The sequence below is a fragment of the Nonomuraea sp. NPDC002799 genome, from assembly GCF_053592075.1.
Genome location: NZ_JBSFVA010000022.1, coordinates 86,748 through 104,281 on the forward strand (window position 1 = coordinate 86,748; position 17,534 = coordinate 104,281).

At 67.9% G+C, this 17,534-nt stretch carries 20 protein-coding genes and 1 pseudogene; 12 read left to right on the forward strand and 9 right to left on the reverse strand.

Annotation, left to right across the window (positions count from 1 at the left end; all coding sequences use genetic code 11):
• The first annotated feature begins 45 nt into the window (after positions 1-45).
• The 4 genes from ACWD0F_RS33025 to ACWD0F_RS33040 all read left to right on the forward strand — a co-directional run bounded on the left by ACWD0F_RS33025 (position 46) and on the right by ACWD0F_RS33040 (position 3,159).
• Complete coding sequence (locus tag ACWD0F_RS33025; RefSeq protein WP_449882538.1) at positions 46-615, forward strand: NADPH-dependent FMN reductase; 570 nt, start codon at positions 46-48, stop codon at positions 613-615.
• A 65-nt stretch (positions 616-680) separates the two neighbouring features.
• Positions 681-1,595, forward strand: coding sequence for an NADP-dependent oxidoreductase (locus ACWD0F_RS33030; RefSeq protein WP_449882541.1), 915 nt, complete (start codon positions 681-683; stop codon positions 1,593-1,595).
• A 43-nt stretch (positions 1,596-1,638) separates the two neighbouring features.
• A complete protein-coding gene (locus ACWD0F_RS33035) occupies positions 1,639-2,652 on the forward strand; it encodes a tyrosine-type recombinase/integrase (RefSeq protein WP_449882544.1) in 1,014 nt (337 codons plus the stop codon).
• A 15-nt stretch (positions 2,653-2,667) separates the two neighbouring features.
• On the forward strand, positions 2,668-3,159 hold the full coding sequence (locus tag ACWD0F_RS33040) for a hypothetical protein (protein WP_449882546.1): 492 nt from the start codon (positions 2,668-2,670) through the stop codon (positions 3,157-3,159).
• A 24-nt stretch (positions 3,160-3,183) separates the two neighbouring features.
• Here ACWD0F_RS33040 and ACWD0F_RS33045 read toward each other — a convergent pair whose 3' ends face one another.
• Positions 3,184-3,567: a hypothetical protein gene (locus ACWD0F_RS33045; RefSeq protein WP_449882548.1), complete on the reverse strand. Its 384-nt coding sequence runs from the start codon at positions 3,565-3,567 to the stop codon at positions 3,184-3,186.
• A gap of 339 nt (positions 3,568-3,906) precedes the next feature.
• On the opposite strand from ACWD0F_RS33045, the gene ACWD0F_RS33050 reads away from it, so the two are divergent.
• Positions 3,907-4,239 carry a hypothetical protein gene (locus ACWD0F_RS33050; RefSeq protein WP_449882550.1) on the forward strand — a complete coding sequence of 111 codons (333 nt, stop codon included), beginning with the start codon at positions 3,907-3,909 and terminating at the stop codon, positions 4,237-4,239.
• Positions 4,240-4,479: 240 nt separating this feature from the next.
• On the opposite strand, the gene ACWD0F_RS33055 is transcribed toward ACWD0F_RS33050, so the two are convergent.
• A complete protein-coding gene (locus ACWD0F_RS33055; RefSeq protein ID WP_449882553.1) occupies positions 4,480-4,884 on the reverse strand; it encodes a winged helix-turn-helix transcriptional regulator in 405 nt (134 codons plus the stop codon).
• Positions 4,885-4,982: 98 nt separating this feature from the next.
• Between ACWD0F_RS33055 and ACWD0F_RS33060 the strand changes: the two genes are divergently transcribed.
• Positions 4,983-5,870 (forward strand): alpha/beta fold hydrolase, encoded by an 888-nt coding sequence (locus tag ACWD0F_RS33060; protein ID WP_449882555.1) that lies wholly within the window; start codon positions 4,983-4,985, stop codon positions 5,868-5,870.
• A 24-nt stretch (positions 5,871-5,894) separates the two neighbouring features.
• On the opposite strand, the gene ACWD0F_RS33065 is transcribed toward ACWD0F_RS33060, so the two are convergent.
• From ACWD0F_RS33065 to ACWD0F_RS33080, 4 genes and pseudogenes are all read right to left on the reverse strand, one after another.
• Positions 5,895-6,725, reverse strand: coding sequence for a carbohydrate deacetylase (locus tag ACWD0F_RS33065; RefSeq protein WP_449882557.1), 831 nt, complete (start codon positions 6,723-6,725; stop codon positions 5,895-5,897).
• The gene (locus tag ACWD0F_RS33070; protein WP_449882560.1) at positions 6,722-8,119 is read right to left on the reverse strand and encodes an MFS transporter; all 1,398 of its coding nucleotides are present in this window, start codon (positions 8,117-8,119) and stop codon (positions 6,722-6,724) included. Before ACWD0F_RS33070 ends, ACWD0F_RS33065 begins: the two co-directional genes overlap by 4 nt.
• A 103-nt stretch (positions 8,120-8,222) precedes the next feature.
• Positions 8,223-8,564 (reverse strand): annotated as a pseudogene (locus ACWD0F_RS33075) (DNA-directed RNA polymerase subunit beta); the annotation flags it as partial.
• Positions 8,565-9,061: 497 nt separating this feature from the next.
• The gene (locus ACWD0F_RS33080) at positions 9,062-9,487 is read right to left on the reverse strand and encodes a DUF4259 domain-containing protein (RefSeq protein WP_449882563.1); all 426 of its coding nucleotides are present in this window, start codon (positions 9,485-9,487) and stop codon (positions 9,062-9,064) included.
• A 233-nt stretch (positions 9,488-9,720) separates the two neighbouring features.
• Between ACWD0F_RS33080 and ACWD0F_RS33085 the strand changes: the two genes are divergently transcribed.
• A complete protein-coding gene (locus ACWD0F_RS33085; RefSeq protein WP_449882565.1) occupies positions 9,721-10,317 on the forward strand; it encodes a DUF6461 domain-containing protein in 597 nt (198 codons plus the stop codon).
• A 251-nt stretch (positions 10,318-10,568) separates the two neighbouring features.
• On the opposite strand, the gene ACWD0F_RS33090 is transcribed toward ACWD0F_RS33085, so the two are convergent.
• Both ACWD0F_RS33090 and ACWD0F_RS33095 read right to left on the reverse strand, forming a co-directional pair.
• Entirely contained in the window at positions 10,569-10,919 is a 351-nt protein-coding gene (locus tag ACWD0F_RS33090) for a DoxX family protein (RefSeq protein ID WP_449882567.1), read from the reverse strand.
• A 16-nt stretch (positions 10,920-10,935) separates the two neighbouring features.
• Positions 10,936-11,241 carry a hypothetical protein gene (locus ACWD0F_RS33095; RefSeq protein ID WP_449882570.1) on the reverse strand — a complete coding sequence of 102 codons (306 nt, stop codon included), beginning with the start codon at positions 11,239-11,241 and terminating at the stop codon, positions 10,936-10,938.
• A gap of 111 nt (positions 11,242-11,352) precedes the next feature.
• Here ACWD0F_RS33095 and ACWD0F_RS33100 point away from each other — a divergent pair, with 111 nt between their 5' ends.
• The 3 genes from ACWD0F_RS33100 to ACWD0F_RS33110 all read left to right on the forward strand — a co-directional run bounded on the left by ACWD0F_RS33100 (position 11,353) and on the right by ACWD0F_RS33110 (position 13,931).
• Positions 11,353-12,249, forward strand: a complete 897-nt coding sequence (locus ACWD0F_RS33100) for a LysR family transcriptional regulator (protein ID WP_449882573.1) — start codon at positions 11,353-11,355, stop codon at positions 12,247-12,249.
• Between the two features lie 364 nt (positions 12,250-12,613).
• On the forward strand, positions 12,614-13,090 hold the full coding sequence (locus ACWD0F_RS33105; protein ID WP_449882574.1) for a MarR family winged helix-turn-helix transcriptional regulator: 477 nt from the start codon (positions 12,614-12,616) through the stop codon (positions 13,088-13,090).
• Positions 13,083-13,931, forward strand: coding sequence for an alpha/beta fold hydrolase (locus ACWD0F_RS33110; RefSeq protein WP_449882576.1), 849 nt, complete (start codon positions 13,083-13,085; stop codon positions 13,929-13,931). The genes ACWD0F_RS33105 and ACWD0F_RS33110 overlap by 8 nt, the downstream gene beginning before the upstream one ends.
• A gap of 74 nt (positions 13,932-14,005) precedes the next feature.
• Here the strand turns inward: ACWD0F_RS33110 and ACWD0F_RS33115 are convergent, their stop codons facing one another.
• A complete protein-coding gene (locus ACWD0F_RS33115) occupies positions 14,006-15,385 on the reverse strand; it encodes an FAD-dependent monooxygenase (RefSeq protein WP_449882579.1) in 1,380 nt (459 codons plus the stop codon).
• Positions 15,386-15,620: 235 nt separating this feature from the next.
• Here ACWD0F_RS33115 and ACWD0F_RS33120 point away from each other — a divergent pair, with 235 nt between their 5' ends.
• Both ACWD0F_RS33120 and ACWD0F_RS33125 read left to right on the forward strand, forming a co-directional pair.
• Positions 15,621-16,685, forward strand: a complete 1,065-nt coding sequence (locus tag ACWD0F_RS33120; protein WP_449882581.1) for a serine hydrolase domain-containing protein — start codon at positions 15,621-15,623, stop codon at positions 16,683-16,685.
• Positions 16,686-16,769: 84 nt separating this feature from the next.
• Positions 16,770-17,450 (forward strand): carbon-nitrogen hydrolase family protein, encoded by a 681-nt coding sequence (locus ACWD0F_RS33125; RefSeq protein WP_449882582.1) that lies wholly within the window; start codon positions 16,770-16,772, stop codon positions 17,448-17,450.
• Positions 17,451-17,534: the final 84 nt, after the last annotated feature.

The following is a 17,534-nucleotide window of genomic DNA, read 5'->3' on the forward strand; positions in this document are numbered from 1 at the left end:
ATCACCAAGACAAGTGACCCATCATTGAGAGAAGAGCGACCGATCATGCTCCGTATCGCCGTCATCATCGCAAGCACCCGTCAGGGCCGCTTCGGCGACACCGTCGCCCGCTGGTTCACCGGCCAGGCACAGCAACGCGCAGACCTTGACCTCGATGTCATCGACCTGCGCGAGGTGCCGCTGCGGCCGGTGCAGCAGACACCGTTCGACTGCGACGATCCGGCGGTGCATGCCCTCGCCGCCCGTATCGACGCCGCGGACGGGTTCGTGGTCATCACCCCGGAGTACAACCATGGCTACCCCGCCTCGCTCAAACTCGCCATCGACTCCGTCTCCTCCCCTTGGCAGGCCAAGCCGGTTGCCTTCGTCTCCTACGGAGGGATCTCCGGCGGGCTGCGGGCCGTCGAGCAACTGCGTCTGGTCTTCGCCGAGCTGCACACCGTCACCCTGCGCGACACCGTGAGTTTCCACATGGCCCACACCCAGTTCGACGAGCACGGCCTGCCCCGCGAACCAGACGGCGTGAACAGCGCCGCGAAGACCCTCCTCGACCAGCTCACCTGGTGGACACGAGCCCTCCACGACGCACGCGCCACACACCCGTACGCCTCATGACCCCCACCATCGGCGAACCGGTCACGAACCCAGAAAGAGATGTATCAGTCATGGCCAGAGCAATAGTGTTCTCCGCCTACGGAGACCCCTCGGTCCTGCATGAGATCGATGTCGATGAGCCTGTTGCAGGCCCCGGGCAGATCCGGGTCCACGTCAAGACGGCCGGAGTCAACCCGGTCGATTACAAGATGCGCCGTGGCGACTTCGCCGATGTGGCTCCGGCGAGCTTCCCGCAGACCCTGGGAAACGAGTTCGCGGGCGTCGTCGACCGGGTCGGCGATGACGTGACGGCCTTTGAGATCGGCAGCCAGGTTCTGGGGTTCACCTCCGCCGCCGCCTACGCCGAGTTCGTGGTCGTCGGCGCAGACCAGGTCACGGCCAAACCGGCCGGCATGCCGTGGGAGGTCGCCGGTGCGCTGTCGGCCGCCGGCCAGACCGCCTGCAACGCCCTCCAGGAACTGCGCGTCGCCGCCGGGGAGACCCTGCTGATCCACGGTGCCACCGGCGGAGTAGGGACCGTGGCGGTGCAGCTCGCCCAGTCGGCGGGCGTCACCGTGATCGGCACCGCGAGCCCGGCCAATCACGACTATCTGCGCTCGCTGGGCGCGATCCCGGTCTCCTACGGAGACGGCCTCATCTCAAGGGTTCGGGCGCTTGCACCCAACGACATCGACGCCGCCCTCGACCTCGCGGGCGGTGAGGCCATCACCGCCTCCCTCGCGCTGGTCGCCGACATCGACCGCATCGGCACCACCGTCGACGCCGAAGCAGCGCAGAAATACCGGATCCGCCGCCTCCGGGGCGTGCGCTCCGCACAAACCCTGGCCTCACTGGCCGACCTGCACTCTAAGGGCGAACTCCAGATCCTGATCGCGGCGACCTACCCGCTCGACCAGGCTGCCGCGGCGCACCATCAGCTCGAGACCGGCCACATCCGCGGCAAGATCGTGCTCACAGCCGACTGGACTGACGGCTCATAAGCCACTTCCGAGAATGACTGGTTCTCGGAAGTAGGATCCGGGAGTGACTTCCGAGAATCCGGTCCCCGCCGGATCACAACCCCCGGAAACAACTTCCGAGAACACGCAGGCACCCTCCACGGCGAAGCGAAGAGGGGCACAGCCCACCGCGCTGCCGGACGACTACGCCGACTTCCTCATCGCCTACACCGCGGCGCTCGCCGACGTGCCGCTCGCCGCCGATACCAAACGGACCTACATCTCGCGGGTCCGGATGTATCTCGCCTGGCTCGCCTCGCCCACCGCCGGCCGCCGGTCCAAGGGTGACCCGCTCACCAACCCCAGGGCCCGCGACTGGGCCGTCCGCGACTACCGCCTCTACCTCCTGCGCGACGTGCAGCCCAAACGGTCGGTCCGCTACAGCAACAACGCCCTCGCCGCCCTGGACGACTTCCACATCCGGCTGGGCCTCGGCAAGGCCGACATCAGCCGCGACGACCTTCCCAAAACCGCCCCCAAAGCCCTCGACGGCAACGCCCAGGTGCGGTGGCTGCGCGCCATCGAGAACTGGCCGCATACCCGCGACCGGCTCCTGGCCCTCCTGCCGTTCTACGCCGGGCTGCGCATCGGCGACGCCGTCGCCCTCGACGTCCCCGACGTCCGCATGTCGGCCCGCAAGGGCGTCCTGATCGTCTACGGCAAGGGCGGCAAGATCCGTGAAGTCCCCATCCACCCGCAGCTCCGCGAACCACTGACCGACTGGCTTGACGAACGGCTCACATGGAGCAACGCCGCCACCGAGAAGGCCCTGTTCCTCAACCGGCGGGGCGGCCGCCTGACCGCCCGCGGCGCCTCCGACGTATTCACCGCCATCGGCCAGGCCGCCGGCCTCGACGACGACATCACCGCGCACATCGGACGGCACACCTTCGTCACCCAGCTCATCCGCGGCGGCGAAGACCTCGTCGCCGTCGCCGAGATAGCCGGCCACTCAAGACTTGAGACCCTGCGGATCTACAGCCAGCCCACTGACGACGACAAACACAACGCCCTACGCCACCTCACCGTCGACCGATGAGCCTCCCCATCTGAAATGACCAACGAGCAGCGCGACCCAGACGGCGACGCCGAGAACCCAACCGCCGATTCTGCCCAGGCGCCGGAAGACGCTCCAACCGAACGGATCAAACTGGCGCACACCGTACCCATCCGGCCAGACAGCTGGCCGGACTGGCTCGGACGGCGCCCGATGACCAGCACCGACCGGGCCAAGATCCGCCAAGCCCTCGACGCCGGGCTCCCCGAAGGTCCACTGACCGACCCCGGCCCCTTCCTGTGCTACCTCACCATCGATGGCCTGGACCGCGAGACCGACCACCGGAAAGCGACCCGGCTCCGCGGCCGGATCCACGCGGCCGCCCGCAGCGCAGCCGAAGGACGCCACACCACCTACCACGCGACCGACGCCACAATCACCATCGGCATCCGCGGCCCCGACGCCCACGAACGCATCAACCAACTCCGCCACGCACTGGACAAGCTCATCACCAAGCACGGATGGACCACCCGGGACCAGCCCCGCTGACCGAAACACCCTCTGAGCTGCGGCTCAGTCGTTAGCGCTAATTCTCGGCCGGATAGTCCCAGGACCCCGGAAGGAAACGTCGTCGAGTTCGGCGGCGGTGAAGTCGTTGCCGGTGAAGTCGTTGTGACCTCTGCCCAGCACTGCCTGATCGCGATCGGCCGGCCGGCCCCAGAAGTTGATGCTGCGTACCGGACCGAGGAAAACGCAGTCGACGAACTCCGCCTCGCTCGTGTTCGTCTGCTGCCGCCGGCGAGACCGGTCGAAGGTGCACCTCTCAAACCGGACGTTGCCGAAGGCAGTGAAATGCGCGAATCGAGTGCGGCGGAACACGCAATCGCGAAAGACGCTCTGCGGCCACGCGGCGCCGTCCCACTCCTCTCCATGGGCGGCGGCGCCAGTGCTGCCCATCAACAGTTGTTCGAAGGCGGTGCCGGAGAAGTCGCAGCCATCGAACGCACTGCCAAAGGCGACAAAGCAGGGGAACCGCCTCGGTGAAGTCCACGTTCACCAATCGCGCGCGGTCGAAGATCACGTCGGTCACGCCAGCGGCTAACGGGAACGGCTGATCACAGAGCTCCCCGCGAGCGATTCTCGTGCGACGCCACCCTTCGTTGGTCGGCTCGAAGGTGAACGGCTCACACGTGTTCACGTTGGGCTGCCTGAACGTAGAGATTCATGTGCGGAGTCTCGCATTCAGCCCCGACAAAGCCCTCGATCATCGGTGTCGGCCGGCGGAGGGTCGTCTGGATGGGGACCTTGTCTGAGGTCAGCAAGGAGGGCATCGAGCCGCCGGACCACGGCCTGGTGTCGTTCGACTTCGCGGGTCCAGCCGCGTTCGTCAGCGTCCCGGATCAGTTGCTGTTCGACTTCCAGGGGGGCCCGGAGTCGTGGGGCGTAGGCCGGAGTGGTGACGAACTTGGCGCAGGTCAAATAGAGGTCGCACTCGCACGGGCCCTCGGCGGGCAGGCGCAGGCAGTGGCCGAGCTCGAGTTCTGTCTTGAAGAAGTCTGTATCGCCCTCCGGGTGGATGGCTGGCACTCCGCGGCCGGACGGGTGGACTCCGGTCGTCCTCGAACTTGATTCCGTAACTGACTAGGAGTCGCAAGTGGAGCCGGAGGCGAGCGAATGAGACGGCTGCCATGTCGATCATGTCGAGAATCGTTCGATTTCGCACAAGATCGGAGCAGGCTTCGGGCTGACGAGCCGCTCGTTTGGGGCTCATGACACGTTTCCTACCGGCACCCAATTCCGGAGCTTTTCCGGTTCATGGCCGGATGAATTCCGCCGACCTTTCACCACAAATCCGTCCGATGTGTGTGGCTACTCGTCGGCGCCGTCTGCCTGGGCGTCGTTGATCGCGTTAACGCGGTCGATCTCGGCCATGTGCTCCTCGGCCCAGTTCCTGACAGCGGCGAGCGTGACCTCGAGCGACGCGCCCAGGTCGGTCAGCCGGTAGTGCACCCGCGGCGGCACGGCTGGCTCCACGCGGCGGGCGATCAGGCCGTCGCGGGCCAGGCTGCGCAAGGTCACCGACAACATCTTCTGCGAGACCCCGGGCATCCGCCGTCGGAGCTCGGCGAAGCGCACCTCGTCCGGGGCGGCCTCCGCGAGGACCTTGACGGCCATGGACGTCCACTTCGTGCCGATGCGATCGAGCAGCCGACGAGTCGGGCACTGGGGATCGAAAAGATCGCCACGCGCCGCCGGAGCCAGAGAGGAGGTCACCTGGAACTCACCACCTGTCGCAAAAGTGCCGTCTTGGCCTAGCACTCCAGGTTACCTAACCTTTCCTCGTAACCATTGGTAACCACTGGGAAGGCCTTATGCCCGCCGCACCGTCTCCTCTCACCTCCGACCACTCCGCCGCCGGGATCTCTCTGCGGCGGATCACGACCAACGGCATCGAGACCAACGTGGCGATCGCCGGGAGCGGGCCCGCCGTCCTGCTGCTCCACGGCTTCCCGCACACCTGGCAGCTGTGGACCGAGGTCATCGCCGGCCTCGCCCGGCAGTACCGTGTCATCGCCCCGGACCTGCGCGGACTCGGCGCCACCACGAGGGCTGTCGACGGCTATGACGCGGGCACCCTCGCCACCGACGCCGAAGAACTCCTCGACGCTCTCGGGGAACCGTCGGCGGCGGTCGTCGCCATCGACGCGGGCGCCCCTCCGGCGTTCCTTCTCGCCATGCGGCGGCCCGCTCGCGTCCGCCGGCTGGTCCTCATGGAGTCGTTGCTGGGGCGGCTGCCCGGCGCCGAGGACTTCCTCGCCGGCGGGGCGCCGTGGTGGTTCGGCTTCCACGCGGTTCCCGGGCTCGCCGAAACGGTCCTGACCGGGCACGAAGCCGACTACGTCAGCTGGTTCCTCACCACCGGCACCCACGGCCGCGGTGTGCCACGCCAGACGCGGGACGCCTTCGTCAGCGCGTACACCGGAGCCGACGCGCTGCGCTGCGCCTTCTCCTACTATCGAGCCATGCCCACCAGCGCACAGCAGATCCAGCACGCTGTCGCCGCCCACCGGCTCACCGTGCCCACCATGGCCATCGGCGCGCATCCCGTCGGGAACGCGCTCGAACGGCAGTTGCGACCGGTCACCGACGATCTCATCGGCCATGTCATCGAGGACTGCGGCCACATCATCCCGCTGGACCGCCCTCAGGTCCTGCTCCTCCTGCTGACGTCTTTCCTCGCCGCCGACCAGCGGGCGTGACCGTACCCGGCGACGTGCGACGGGTCAGGTCCACCAGCCTCCGACAGCCTCGACGCCCTCACTGTCGAGAGCGTCGTGCCACACCGGGTCACGCAGCAGCCGCGCCTCCCAGGTCCGTACGATGCCGTCCGGTCCCGTGACCGCGTCCTCGCGGGACGGGTGCAGGAACAACTCGCTCGTGCCCTCGGGTAGGGCCGCGAGCCGGCGGAGGTAGTCGTCCCGCAGCTGCTCATAGGCACCGAGGTCGTGTGCGCCACGCCGGTTGGTCGCGATCGTCTGCGGGATGGACACGCCCAGCGCGTCGGCGAGGGCGACGGCCCGCTCGTGCGCCGCCGCGAACGGCGAAGGGAGCGGTCCGCCGAAGTACGGCTCCGGGTCACGGGGCAGCCGGAAGGCCAGGCCGTGGCGCGCGCACCACTCAAGCGCCTCGGCGAGCCACGATCGGCCGTGCAGGCCGTAGAGGGTGCCGGCGTGGGAGTCGGCCGCCACGGGCGCAAGGTCCCGGTCGCGCATCCAGTGCAGCTGCGCGTCCGCCTCGCGGATGACGTCCTGGGCCTCGCCGCGGGCTCCGAGGGCCAGCGGATCGTCGCTGAGCGTTCCGTCCGGATCGACGAGGCTCGCCGCGCCGTCGAGAGGCCGCCAGCGCGGGACTCCGCGCTCGCTCGTGAGCGTCACGTGCAGCCGCGGCACGACGCCGAGCTCCCGGACCCGGGTCGCGGCCCGCTCCGCGACCGGCGAGAGGCAGATGAGCGTCGTCGCGGTGACCTGTCCCTCGGCGAGCAGGGCGGCGATGACCTCCGTCGTCCCGGGTTCCCGGCCGAGATCGTCGGCCGTGATCACCACGCGGCGGGTCATCGGGGGCGCTCCACGGCGGCCTCGTCCACGGGACCGGAGGGTGGCCCGATCGGCTCGACCGGATCGGCCGCCTCGGGCGGCGTCTCGATCGGGACCGAGACGAATCGCGCCCCGACCGCGCCGATCGCCGTCAGCACGAACGGGTACACGCACAGGTATAACCGGAACGCGAGCCCGGGGTCGGCGCCGGGGTCGTCACCCGAGTTGTAGCCGAAGAACACGCCCAGCGAGGTGAGCGCGAGACCGGTCACGATCCCGTTGAGCCGGGCGAAGAAACCGAACGCGGACAGGAAGAGCCCTTCGCGGTGCTCCCCGTTGCGCGCCGCGTCGGCGTCCAGCACCCGCGCGACGATGAGGTCGTTCGTCGCGAGCATGCCCGACCACCCGGCCCCGACGAACACCCCCGCCGCGATGGCGGTAACGAGGTCGGTGGCGAAGAACAAGGCCGCGAAGCTGACCGCGAGGAGCGCGAAGGCCAGCCGCCAGGTCCACAGGGCGCCGCGACGTGCGACGACGCGCGTCCAGACCACGAGGCCGCCCGCCGAGACGAGGATGACGATGCCCTGCAGGTAGAGCGCGTTCCCGACCGGGAGCCCGAGCGAGTAACGGACGTACAGCTGGATGCCCGAGAGCACGAGCGCCATGGCTATCCCGTAACAGGCGCCGGTGAGCCCGACCGTCCAGAACATCGGGTTGCGCACGATCGACCACACGCTGGGCAGCAGCAGCGGCCGCTCGCGCGTGGAGTAGCGGGGACTCTCGCGCGCGCCGAGCGCCATGAACACGATCACCACGAGCGCGACCGCGCCATAGATGATCGCGGTGATCTGGAAGCCCTGGGTGGAGTCCTCGGTGCCGAACACCCCCGTCGTGAGCAACGGGGTGACCGCGAGCGAGATCACGAGCGCCACGAGCTGGAAGCCCTGGCGCAGGCCGTTGGCCACGGCGCGGTCGCGCTCCTGCGGGAACAGCTCGGGGAGCAGCGCGCCGTAGTTGGCGTTGAGCATCGAGTCGAAAGCCTCACACAGGATCGCGAACACCGCGAACCACACCAGGAGGCCGGCGCCCTTCAGAGAGTCCGGCGCGGAGAAGAAGGCGATCATGCAGGCCGCGAGCATCGGCGCGCCGACGAGCAGCCACGGCCGGCGCCGGCCGAACCGGCTCCGGGTGCGGTCGGAGAGGTGGCCGAGCAGCGGGTTGTCGAGCGCGTCGATGACCGCGTAGACCACCATGACCACGCCGTAGGCGCGGACGTCGAGCCCCAGGATGTCGACGTAGAAAAGGATCATCGATCCCTTGATCATGTTGATCGGGATGGATGTGCCGAACATCCCGATGGCGTAGCGCCACGCGGGCGTCCGCTCCGGGGCGGCGGCCGTGCCGGGCTCGGACACGCGATCACCTTCCTTACCGTCGGGTACGAAGATGCAGACAAATGACACACCATGTCAATGGCCAGGAACGCGTGGTCGCTCGCGGGCACGCGCCGCCGCCCGGTCAGATCTCCTCGACGCTGCTGGGCTCGCGCCGGGACAGATCGATGCCGAGCTCCTCCGCCGCGCGGAAGACGTCCTCGTCGGTGTCGCGCAGCGCGATGGACATGCCGTCGCTGGAGAGCACCTCGACGTTCAGGCACAGCGACTGCATTTCCTTGATGAGGACCTTGAAGGACTCGGGAATGCCCGGCTCGGGGATGTTCTCGCCCTTGACGATGGCCTCGTAGACCTTCACGCGGCCAAGGACGTCGTCGGACTTGATGGTCAGGAGCTCCTGCAGGGCGTAGGCGGCGCCGTACGCCTCCAGCGCCCACACCTCCATCTCACCGAAGCGCTGGCCGCCTCGCAGCCGCAAGCGGACGTACCCAGGACGTTCTACGGCGCACCCTTGCCGGATTCCTCTGCGAGAGGTGCGCCGCCCCGCTCCGCCTCGGAGTGCAGGGAGCAGCTCGCTGGTGTTCGGCCACTTGCCGCCAAATGGCATACCGCCGGCGCCACCCCGAACGTTTCCGACCAGCGCCACAACCATCGATCGTGAACTCATGCGAGACCTGCGGGACCTCCTTCACCTCGCCTGCCCCGTCTCGCTGGTGCTCTCGCGACTGCCGTCGAGCGGCCCAGCCACTGCGTCGGCGATGCGGGCGATGCGATGCTGTGCTGCCTCGTGACGACCCCCGTGGCCTGCTTCGGCTCTGGTGCTCGGACGCACGTCAGGCAGCCCAAGCCCGCGCCGAAACCAACCTGCGGGAAAGCGGCGCGTCGCCGCACACAGCAAGATGATCATGCTCAATGTGGGCGAGCGCTAGGTCATGGTTTCGTCGAAGACGACCTAGTGACGAATCATGCTCCTGAGTCTGAGGCAGGAAAAAGCGCACCCCGATAGACGTCAAGGTCCTGAAGCCAGCGCTCGCGTGCTTCAGGGGTCTGCCAAAGGTCGTACAGCTCGTTGTCGTCGGGGCGAGTTGCGATGTCCAGGACGGACGAAGCGAGCTGGCGGAGGGTGATGTCCGCTAAGAATGAGTTTCGTTTCAGCCATTCAGCGGCCCATTCCTCGTCCGGCGTAAGCTCGGCGAAGCGGCAGGCAACGAGGCAGGCAGCGGCCACCGGACCTTCGACATCCCCGAGGTAAATGGGGGCGTTTGCGTCGAGGCCGCTCATGAGTTCGTGGAGCGCAGTGGCCAGATCGTCGGCTTCCTCCACGTCATGGAGGTCGTCGTAGGCCTCGTCACTCTCGAAGGGTCCGGTGTCTCCTGGCCGAACTTCCACGTTGATCTCTCCTTCTTCCGGATATGTGCAGATTAGTCCGAGTCTGGGAGCTATCGCGATCACTCAACCTTCGATGAGATTGCTCAACCTTCGCTGCGACGGAACATTTCAGGGGTTTCCGAATCGGGTGAGAGACACGGCTCATCCGCTGGGAAGTGAAAGATCATCTGATGGGCCACGTGATCCCGTCAGATGTCGCGGAATGATGGCGGTTGCCGACAAAGGAGATGGCTATGAACAGCGTGACGGCCGATGGCTATCGCTGGCTGGAGGAGTTCGGCTACCGCTTCGACTCCGGCTTCTGCTTCACCTTCGCCAAGGCGCTTGATCCGGAGGACGTGCTGCGCCGCCTGCGGGCGGTGGACGACCCCGACTACATCGGCCCGGGCGGCATCGAGGTGGGCACTGCATCGGGGGGATCCGTCATGATCGAATGGGGTGGCTACGCGGGCATCATGCGAGACGTCGTTCGCGATCTATCGGCCGGTGCGATCATCGCCAGCGTCAAACGCAACGTCAACTGGCATGCCACCTTCCTCTCCGCCGTCGACGGCCAGGTGCGCGCCAAGTTCGATCCCATGTATCGCGGCTACAGCCCCATGCGCCACCCGGACGACCAACTTCTCGACAGCGAGTATCTCGACATGATCCCCGGCTACCAGGATTCTGGCGACGGGTTCATCGACCGCCACCTCCAGGCCGCACTCGCCCTTGCCGAGCACCGTACCGGCGTCCGTCTGGAACCTCGGCACCTGCAGTCGATGCCCTCATACGCGTCCATCGCGCACTACTACTCGCCTGAGCATGGTGGCGCGCCGGAACTTGCCTGACATCACCCCATGGCCCTAACGCGTCCGGGCCGTGCAAAGGGTGCCTCGGCGGAGGCCGGGAAACGATCACTCTCTTGGCAGGAAGCGATCAAGGTAGCACTCCCTCCGCTGCAGGTGGGGCTCATTCGTGAACGCCCCCAGCTCAAGGTCGAGAAAGATCGAGTTTAGGACTTCTTAGGCACCTTCGAGAGGCAGTTGACGCGCATGGGGTTGCCCCTGCGCGTCAACCCGAACGTGCCGGATCCACGCGGCTACTGCATGGCGGCCAGGGTGAAGGATCCGATGGCCAGTGCCAGGTAGCCTCCCGGAAAGGCGATGTTATGAAAGACGCGGGCCCGAAGATGGGCCACAACGGCGCCGGTGAAGAACAGCACGAGCCCGGCAGCGGCGGCGAGGCCGACGAGCCGCACGCCCACAAGCCCCAGCAAGAGCCCAACGGCGCCCGCGGCTTTCAGCCATGCGAGCAGGGGGATCCAGGACGGAGACAGACCCACCTCCGCCGAGTTGGCCAGGACGAATCTCGCCCGGGCGAAGTCCGCGAGGACGATCCCCGCAATGGTCACGATCGTGACGACCGTGACCACGACGTAAGCAGCGAACATTGCGGCTGACCCTCGTTCAGCCGAGCATGCGGTAGTCACCGAGAACGTCGAAAGCCTGGGGGGTCGGGGACGGTCCCACCGCCCACTTGGCAACGCTCGCCTGGAGCTGGCGCGCCTCGGCGATGCCGGGCAGCGGATTCTCCACGCCATCGGCAAGCTCCAGCAGCGCGACGAACTCGGTGCTGCCGGCCCTGCGCAGATATGCGTACCTGATGCCATCAGGCCGCTGTGCGTCCACGGCGGCGAAGGCCTTTCCGACCGCCTCGACCACCTCGGCGACGCCCTCGTCAGCCACCTGGTACGAGATCATGAGGACAGACATGGCTACTCCTGGAAATAGCGTGAGATCGACGGGCCCGTTGCCCGCTCACGGCATCAAGCCTCTCCGAGGGCACAGCTTGGCGTCTAATACCTGCTTCTATAACCTGGAGGCATGGATGTCGACACGCGGCTATTGCGGTACTTCGCCGCCGTAGCGGAGGAAGGGAACCTGACCCGCGCCGCGCAACAGCTCTTCGTGTCGCAACCGGCGCTGACGAAACAGATCAAGCAACTGGAAAGCCTGCTCGGTGTGCGACTGTTCACCCGCTCGCGGGCCGGCATGGCTCTCACCGAACCGGGGCGGGTTCTGGCCGAGGAGGTACCCGCCCTGCTGGAGAGCTGGGACCGGATCCTGCGGGAGACCAAGAGCGTGGCCAGCCAGGCAGAGCGTGTGTTGCGGATCGGCTACCTGGCCAGTGCCGCCAACGAGGCCACCCAGCACATCATCGCGGAGTTCGCCCGGCTCCGGCCGGACTGGCGGGCGGACATGCGGCAGGCCACCTGGTCCAATCCGACCGCTGGGCTCGCCTCAGGGGAGGTGGATGTCGCCATCGTGCGGCTTCCTTTCCCTGGGCAGGATGCCCTACGGGTGGAAGTACTGTTCGTCGAGCCCCGCTGGGTCGCGCTGCCCACGGCCCACCCGTTCGCCTCACGCGAGGTGATCTCCTTCGCCGACCTGTGGGACGAGTCGTTCCTGGCGGCTCCTGCCGAGACCGGGCGCTGGAGGGATTTCTGGCTGGCCGCTGACGAACGTGATGGCCATCCTGTCCGCATCGGTGCCGTCGTGGAGCAGCCTGACGACTGGCTCAGCGCGATCGCCAACGGCTACGGCATCGCTCTGGCCCCCCAATCTGCTGCCCGCTTCTACAGCCGCCCCGGCGTCACCTTCCGGCCCGTCACCGGCGTTAGCCCTAGCCAGATCGGCGTGGCCTGGGCACCCGCCGACGACGCCAATCCCGTCATCGAAGACTTCGTCCGCTGCTGCTTGGGTAGTCCCGGAAGGCCCTGACCGCCGCCACCGGGCCCCCGCCCAGTGCTTCGCCTTGTCGGCAGCGGCAGGATCGCGCCCGGATTCGGCGTCGACCTGGTACTCATCGACGGCAATTCCACGGCCGAGTTCAACCACGCTCTGGACATCCTCGGCGTCTGGAGGGGCCGGACAGCGCACAACACGCGAGCCCCACCTCGGTGACGACGCGCTGGGCGGGGGGGTATCAGCAGGCCGAACAGCAGATCGGCTGCTTCCTCCACCGGCACCCCAGCCCGGCCTCACCGAGGCACGTCGACGCGGGCAGTCGCTTGAAGGTCGTCACGGCACGTTGGGCGAGCGGGCCCACTTGCCCGCTTCTCCGAGATACGTCAATATTGTTGATATGTCCGTAGACGAGCATGATGTCGCTCTGTTCTTCCTTGGCTGGCGTTCCTTCGTCGATGACGCCGACGCCGTGCTCGCCGAGCACGGGCTCGGCCGGGTGCACCACCGGGTGCTGTACGTCGTGGCCCGCAGCGCCGGCATCAGCGTCGGCGAGCTGGCCGCGGCGCTCGGCATCTCTCGTCAGGCGCTGCACCGGCCGCTGTCGGACCTGCGGCGCCGCAACCTGGTCACGGGCGACATCTCCGCACGCAGCGGGCGCGAGCGGTCACTGTCGGCCACGGCCGAGGGGCAGGCGCTCGAACGCGCCGCCACCGGCCCCCAGCTCGCCCACCTGTCCGCCGTCTTCGGCGCCGCCGGCCCGGCCGCGACCGAGGGCTGGCGGCAGATCATGCGCGGCCTCGCCCACGACAGCATCGCCCAGGCCACTCCTGCCACCCGCCACCTCCTCGACGAAGGAACATCCGACGATGCCTGACCTGACCGAGCAGTTCCTCGATCTGCCCGCCGGCCGTACCCACTACCGGCTCGACGGGCCGGCCGACGCGCCCGTCGTCGTCTTCGTGCCCGGCGCCACCCTGCCGATGTTCGTCTGGGACGGCCTCGCCGACGCCGTCGCCGCCAACGGCTTCCGCGTCCTGCGCTACGACCTGATCGGCCGGGGCGCCTCGGCCGCGCCGCGCATCTCCTACGACGCCGACGCCTTCGACCGCCAGCTCACCGAGTTACTCGACCATGTGCGGCCGGCCGGGCCCGTGCACCTGGTCGCGCTCGCGTTCGGGGCCCTCATCACCGCCCGCTTCGCCGACCGCCGTCCCGAGCGGGTGGCGAGTCTGACCTACGTCGCGCCGGACGGCTTCGGCGTCCACATGTCCCCGGCCGTGCGGCTGATGCAGCGTCCGGTGCTCGGCGACGCGCTGCTCGCGCTCGCCGGCACTGCCGTCCTGCTGGCCCGCCTGCCCGACTACTCCGACCGGCCCGAGGTCGTGCAGGCGTTGCGCTCCCGGTTCCGTCCCTACGTCACCGCGCCCGGATTTCAGCGGGCCGTGCTCTCCTCCGTGCGCCGGATGCCCGTCCACGACGCCGGCGCCCTCTACCGGCGCAACGACGACCGGGGCGTTCCCACCCTCGTCCTCTGGGGGAGTGGGGACCGGGTCACTCCGCTGCCCGAGCCCGAGCGCCTGCGCATCGCCCTGCCCCATGCCGAGCTCCGTGTCTTCGACGGTACGGGCCACCTGCCCCATGCCGAACGGCCTGCCGAGGTCGCCGCCGCCCTCACCTCGTTCCTTCGGGCCAACACCGCGCTCTCTTGCGCTTAGAAATCTACAATGTAAAGGCGCTCCGTTTTAGGAAAATCAATTTTCTCATCGATAACCAAAACCCCTCAACCAGGTCAGACCAGGGTCAGGTAGGCGGCGAGTTCGTCGGCGGAGTCGGTGGCGATTCCGACGTATCCGTCCGGCCGGATCAGGGTGTGGCGGCGCCCGCCGTACGGTTCGGCCGGTGCGTGCACGCGGACCTCGGGACCGTTCGGCACTCTGGGCGCGGGGCCGGGGGACAGCAGGGTGAAGTGCGGGCCTCGGAGCAGGTCGAACATGCGGGCCTGGGTCCCGTCGGCCAGGTGCAACGGGCCGTCGGGCACGCGGTCTCCGCCCTGGCGGGCCAGTGATCGGCCGTGGTAGCCGAGTTGGAGCTGATAGGTCTCTTCGTCGCGTTTGACGCTCTTCTTGTCGTGGAGGCCGGTGCTGAGGCCGAGTGCCTGGGCGGCGATGGGGCGGCGTTCTTCTTCGTAGGTGTCGAGGAGGGATGGGGGTGCGCCGGCGAGCGTGCGGGCGAGTTTCCAGCCGAGGTTGTAGGCGTCCTGGACGCCGGTGTTGAGTCCTTGTCCGCCTGCCGGTGGGTGGACGTGGGCGGCGTCTCCGGCGAGGAAGGCGCGGCCGGCTCGGTAGGTGTCGGCGAGGCGGATGTTGACGCGGTAGAGGGAGGACCACAGGAGTTCGGTGATGCGGGTGTGGTGTTGCATGGAGCGTTCGGCGAAGATTTTCTGGAAGCCGGCGAGGGTGAGGTCGGGTGTGGCGCCGCTCTTGAGGGAGGCCAGGACCTGGAAGGTGTCGGTGCCGGCCATGGGGTAGAGGGCGATCATGCCTTCGCCGGGGTGGATCCAGGCGTGGATGTGGTCGCGGTCCAGGCCTTCGGCGCGGACGTCGCCGAGGATCATGCGTTCTTCTTCGCGGGTTTCGCCGGTGAAGGCGATGCCGAGGGCTTTGCGGATGGTGCTTTTGCCGCCGTCGGCGGCGACGAGGTAGTCGGCGCGGAGTGTGGTGCCGGTGCTGAGGTGGGCGGTGACGCCGTGGGGGTCTTGTTCGAGGTGGGTGAGTTCGGTGTTGTGGTCGACCTTGCCGCCGAGGTGGGCGAGGCGTTCGCGGAGGATGGCTTGGGTGCGCCATTGGGGGTGCATCATGACCATGGGGTAGGGGACGGCGTCGGTGGCGGTGGCGGGTTTGTGCATGCGGGTTTGCCAGAGGGGGATTCTGCTGATCCTGACCCGGAGTGGTGGGTAGGTCGTGGCGGTGGCGAGGATGGGGTGGATCACTCCGAGGTCGTCGAAGATCTCTTGGGTGCGGGGTTGGAGTCCTTTGCCTTTGGAGCCGAGGGTGGGTTCGGGGGTGCGTTCGATGATGCGGTGGTCGATGCCGCGTCGGGCGAGTTCTATGGCGAGGGTGAGTCCGGTGGGGCCGCTGCCGGCGATGAGGACGTGCGTTTTTTCGGTCATGGTGTGACGGTGTCAGGGGGCGCTGCCACTTCTCTGTCAGTGCGCTGCCGGGGACGGACGGCCCGATGCCGGCACGGTTGTCGGCAGCTCGGAGGAGGAGGGGGATCAGCGGTGCGACGACCTGTCCGAGCGCTGCGCTGTCTCGGCTCTTGAGGCATTTCCTGAGGTTTTCCGCAGGGAGAGTGGGTGGGGCACCGCATTCTGCCGCGAAGTCGATCTCCGTAGCGTTGCATTCATGATGCAGATGATGATGAACGTGCTGGTGGCGGCGGTTGTGGCGGCGGGTGGATCCGGCGTGGGCGTGGGCCCCGACCTGGAGAAGATCGTGATGGGCGACGGCGCCACGGCGGTCCTGGCACGGGTCTCCGACGCCGGCCGGACCTGGTCGGGCGCCGTGGGCGTCCGCGACATCGAGCGCGAAGGACGGCCTTCTTCCGGCGGCTACTTCCGGATCGGCAGCGTCACCAAGTCGTTCGTCGCGACGGTGGTGCTCCAGCTCGTGGACGAGGACAAGGTGGGCCTCGACGACCCCATTGGGTGGCATCTGCCCGGTCTTGTGCCGGGCGGCTCACAGATCACCGTCCGTAAGCTCCTCGACCACACCAGTCACCTGTACGACTACATGAGTGAGCCCGGCTACTCGACCAACCGCTGGCGCGGCGAGGCCCGGTTGCGCTCGTACCGGCCGCGGGAGCTGCTCAAGGTCGCCTTCGCCAAGCCACTTCCCGATGACGGGAAGTGGCACTACTCCAACACCAACTACGTGGTGCTCGGGCTTTTGGTGGAGAAGCTGACCGGTAACCCGTACGGCGAGGAGGTCGAGCGTCGCATCCTGCGCCCGCTGAAGTTGCGTCACACCGTGGTGCCGGGGAATGAGGCAGGAGTGCCGTCGCCGCACGCCAAGGGGTACGAGCCGCTGCCCGGCCTGGTGGACGTCACCCGGATGAACCCCTCTCTGGACTGGGCCGCCGGCGAGATGATCTCGACCGCGGGCGACCTGGAGGCGTTCATGTCGGCGCTGCTCGGCGGCAAGCTCATGAGTGAGCCCTCCTTGCGGGCTATGCGCACGACGGTCGAGACCGGGGCCGGGTTCGGCTACGGGCTCGGGCTTCAGGCGTACACGCTGCCGTGCGGCACGGTGTGGGGGCACAGCGGTGAGCTGATCGGGTACCTGACGTTCGCGTTCCGCTCCGACTCCGGTAAGTCGCTCATCTTGTCGATCAATCCCTCGACCCGTAACCCGTCCACTGCGGAGGTCATGAACATCGCTGTCAAGGTGTTCTGCGGGACTTCGCAGTAGACTGCCCGGCTCTCAGATCAACAACGGCTCGCTCTGTAGGATGATCGCGCGATTCGATGAGGGGAGTTCGGGGTGGAGCAGTCGTTGAGCATCGCGGTGGCGCAGCCGAGGTGTATCGCTTTCGACGTGGGGTCCAACGCGGTGGCTCACGCGGAGGCCGTCCGGGCGGCGGAGGCGCGGGTGGTGGTCTTCCCTGAGATGTCTTTGACGGGATACGAACTGGATGCGGAGCCGGTCGTTCCGGACGATGAACGGCTGGCTCCGATCGTTGCCGCGTGCGCCGAGACCGGGACGCTTGCCCTGGTCGGCGCGCCTGTGCCGGGTCCGTGGATCGGCATTCTGGCTGTGGACGGAGATGGCGCGCGGGTGGCTTACGGGAAGGTGTGCCTGCACGGCAGCGAGGCCGCTCGCTTTGTGCCTGGGGTGCCCGCTGTGATCGAGGTGGACGGGTGGCGGCTGGGGCTCGCCGTGTGCCGCGACACGGGTATCCCAGAGCACGCCGCGAAGACGGCTGCGCTGGGTATCGACGGGTATGTGGCTGGGGTCGTCCACGCCGATCGCGAGGCTGAGGTCCACGGCGAGCGTGCCCGCCGGGTCGCAGCCGACCACGGTGTGTGGGTCGCCACGGCGGCCTTCGCGGGTCCGACCGGTGGCGGCTTCGACCGCACGTCCGGCCGTTCGGGCATCTGGTCCGCCGACGGGGAGCTGGTCGCGGAGGCGAGCGCCGCCCCTGATGGGATTGCGCGGGCGGTTTTCGTCAAGTGAGTCCGAGCCGGAGCGTGGGGGCCGGGATGGGCAGATGACCGAGGGAGTCGCCGTGACCTGGTGATCTTCTGGACGGACCGCCCG

Bases quoted from the DNA above. Each gene is read 5' to 3' on its own strand.
- ACWD0F_RS33025 (WP_449882538.1), top strand. From the start codon at position 46: ATGCTCCGTATCGCCGTCATCATCGCAAGCACCCGTCAGGGCCGCTTC.
- ACWD0F_RS33040 (WP_449882546.1), top strand. From the start codon at position 2,668: ATGACCAACGAGCAGCGCGACCCAGACGGCGACGCCGAGAACCCAACC.
- ACWD0F_RS33045 (WP_449882548.1), bottom strand. From the start codon at position 3,567: ATGGGCAGCACTGGCGCCGCCGCCCATGGAGAGGAGTGGGACGGCGCC.
- ACWD0F_RS33050 (WP_449882550.1), top strand. From the start codon at position 3,907: ATGGGGACCTTGTCTGAGGTCAGCAAGGAGGGCATCGAGCCGCCGGAC.
- ACWD0F_RS33060 (WP_449882555.1), top strand. From the start codon at position 4,983: ATGCCCGCCGCACCGTCTCCTCTCACCTCCGACCACTCCGCCGCCGGG.
- ACWD0F_RS33065 (WP_449882557.1), bottom strand. From the start codon at position 6,725: ATGACCCGCCGCGTGGTGATCACGGCCGACGATCTCGGCCGGGAACCC.
- ACWD0F_RS33085 (WP_449882565.1), top strand. From the start codon at position 9,721: ATGAACAGCGTGACGGCCGATGGCTATCGCTGGCTGGAGGAGTTCGGC.
- ACWD0F_RS33090 (WP_449882567.1), bottom strand. From the start codon at position 10,919: ATGTTCGCTGCTTACGTCGTGGTCACGGTCGTCACGATCGTGACCATT.
- ACWD0F_RS33095 (WP_449882570.1), bottom strand. From the start codon at position 11,241: ATGTCTGTCCTCATGATCTCGTACCAGGTGGCTGACGAGGGCGTCGCC.
- ACWD0F_RS33100 (WP_449882573.1), top strand. From the start codon at position 11,353: ATGGATGTCGACACGCGGCTATTGCGGTACTTCGCCGCCGTAGCGGAG.
- ACWD0F_RS33105 (WP_449882574.1), top strand. From the start codon at position 12,614: ATGTCCGTAGACGAGCATGATGTCGCTCTGTTCTTCCTTGGCTGGCGT.
- ACWD0F_RS33110 (WP_449882576.1), top strand. From the start codon at position 13,083: ATGCCTGACCTGACCGAGCAGTTCCTCGATCTGCCCGCCGGCCGTACC.
- ACWD0F_RS33115 (WP_449882579.1), bottom strand. From the start codon at position 15,385: ATGACCGAAAAAACGCACGTCCTCATCGCCGGCAGCGGCCCCACCGGA.
- ACWD0F_RS33120 (WP_449882581.1), top strand. From the start codon at position 15,621: ATGATGCAGATGATGATGAACGTGCTGGTGGCGGCGGTTGTGGCGGCG.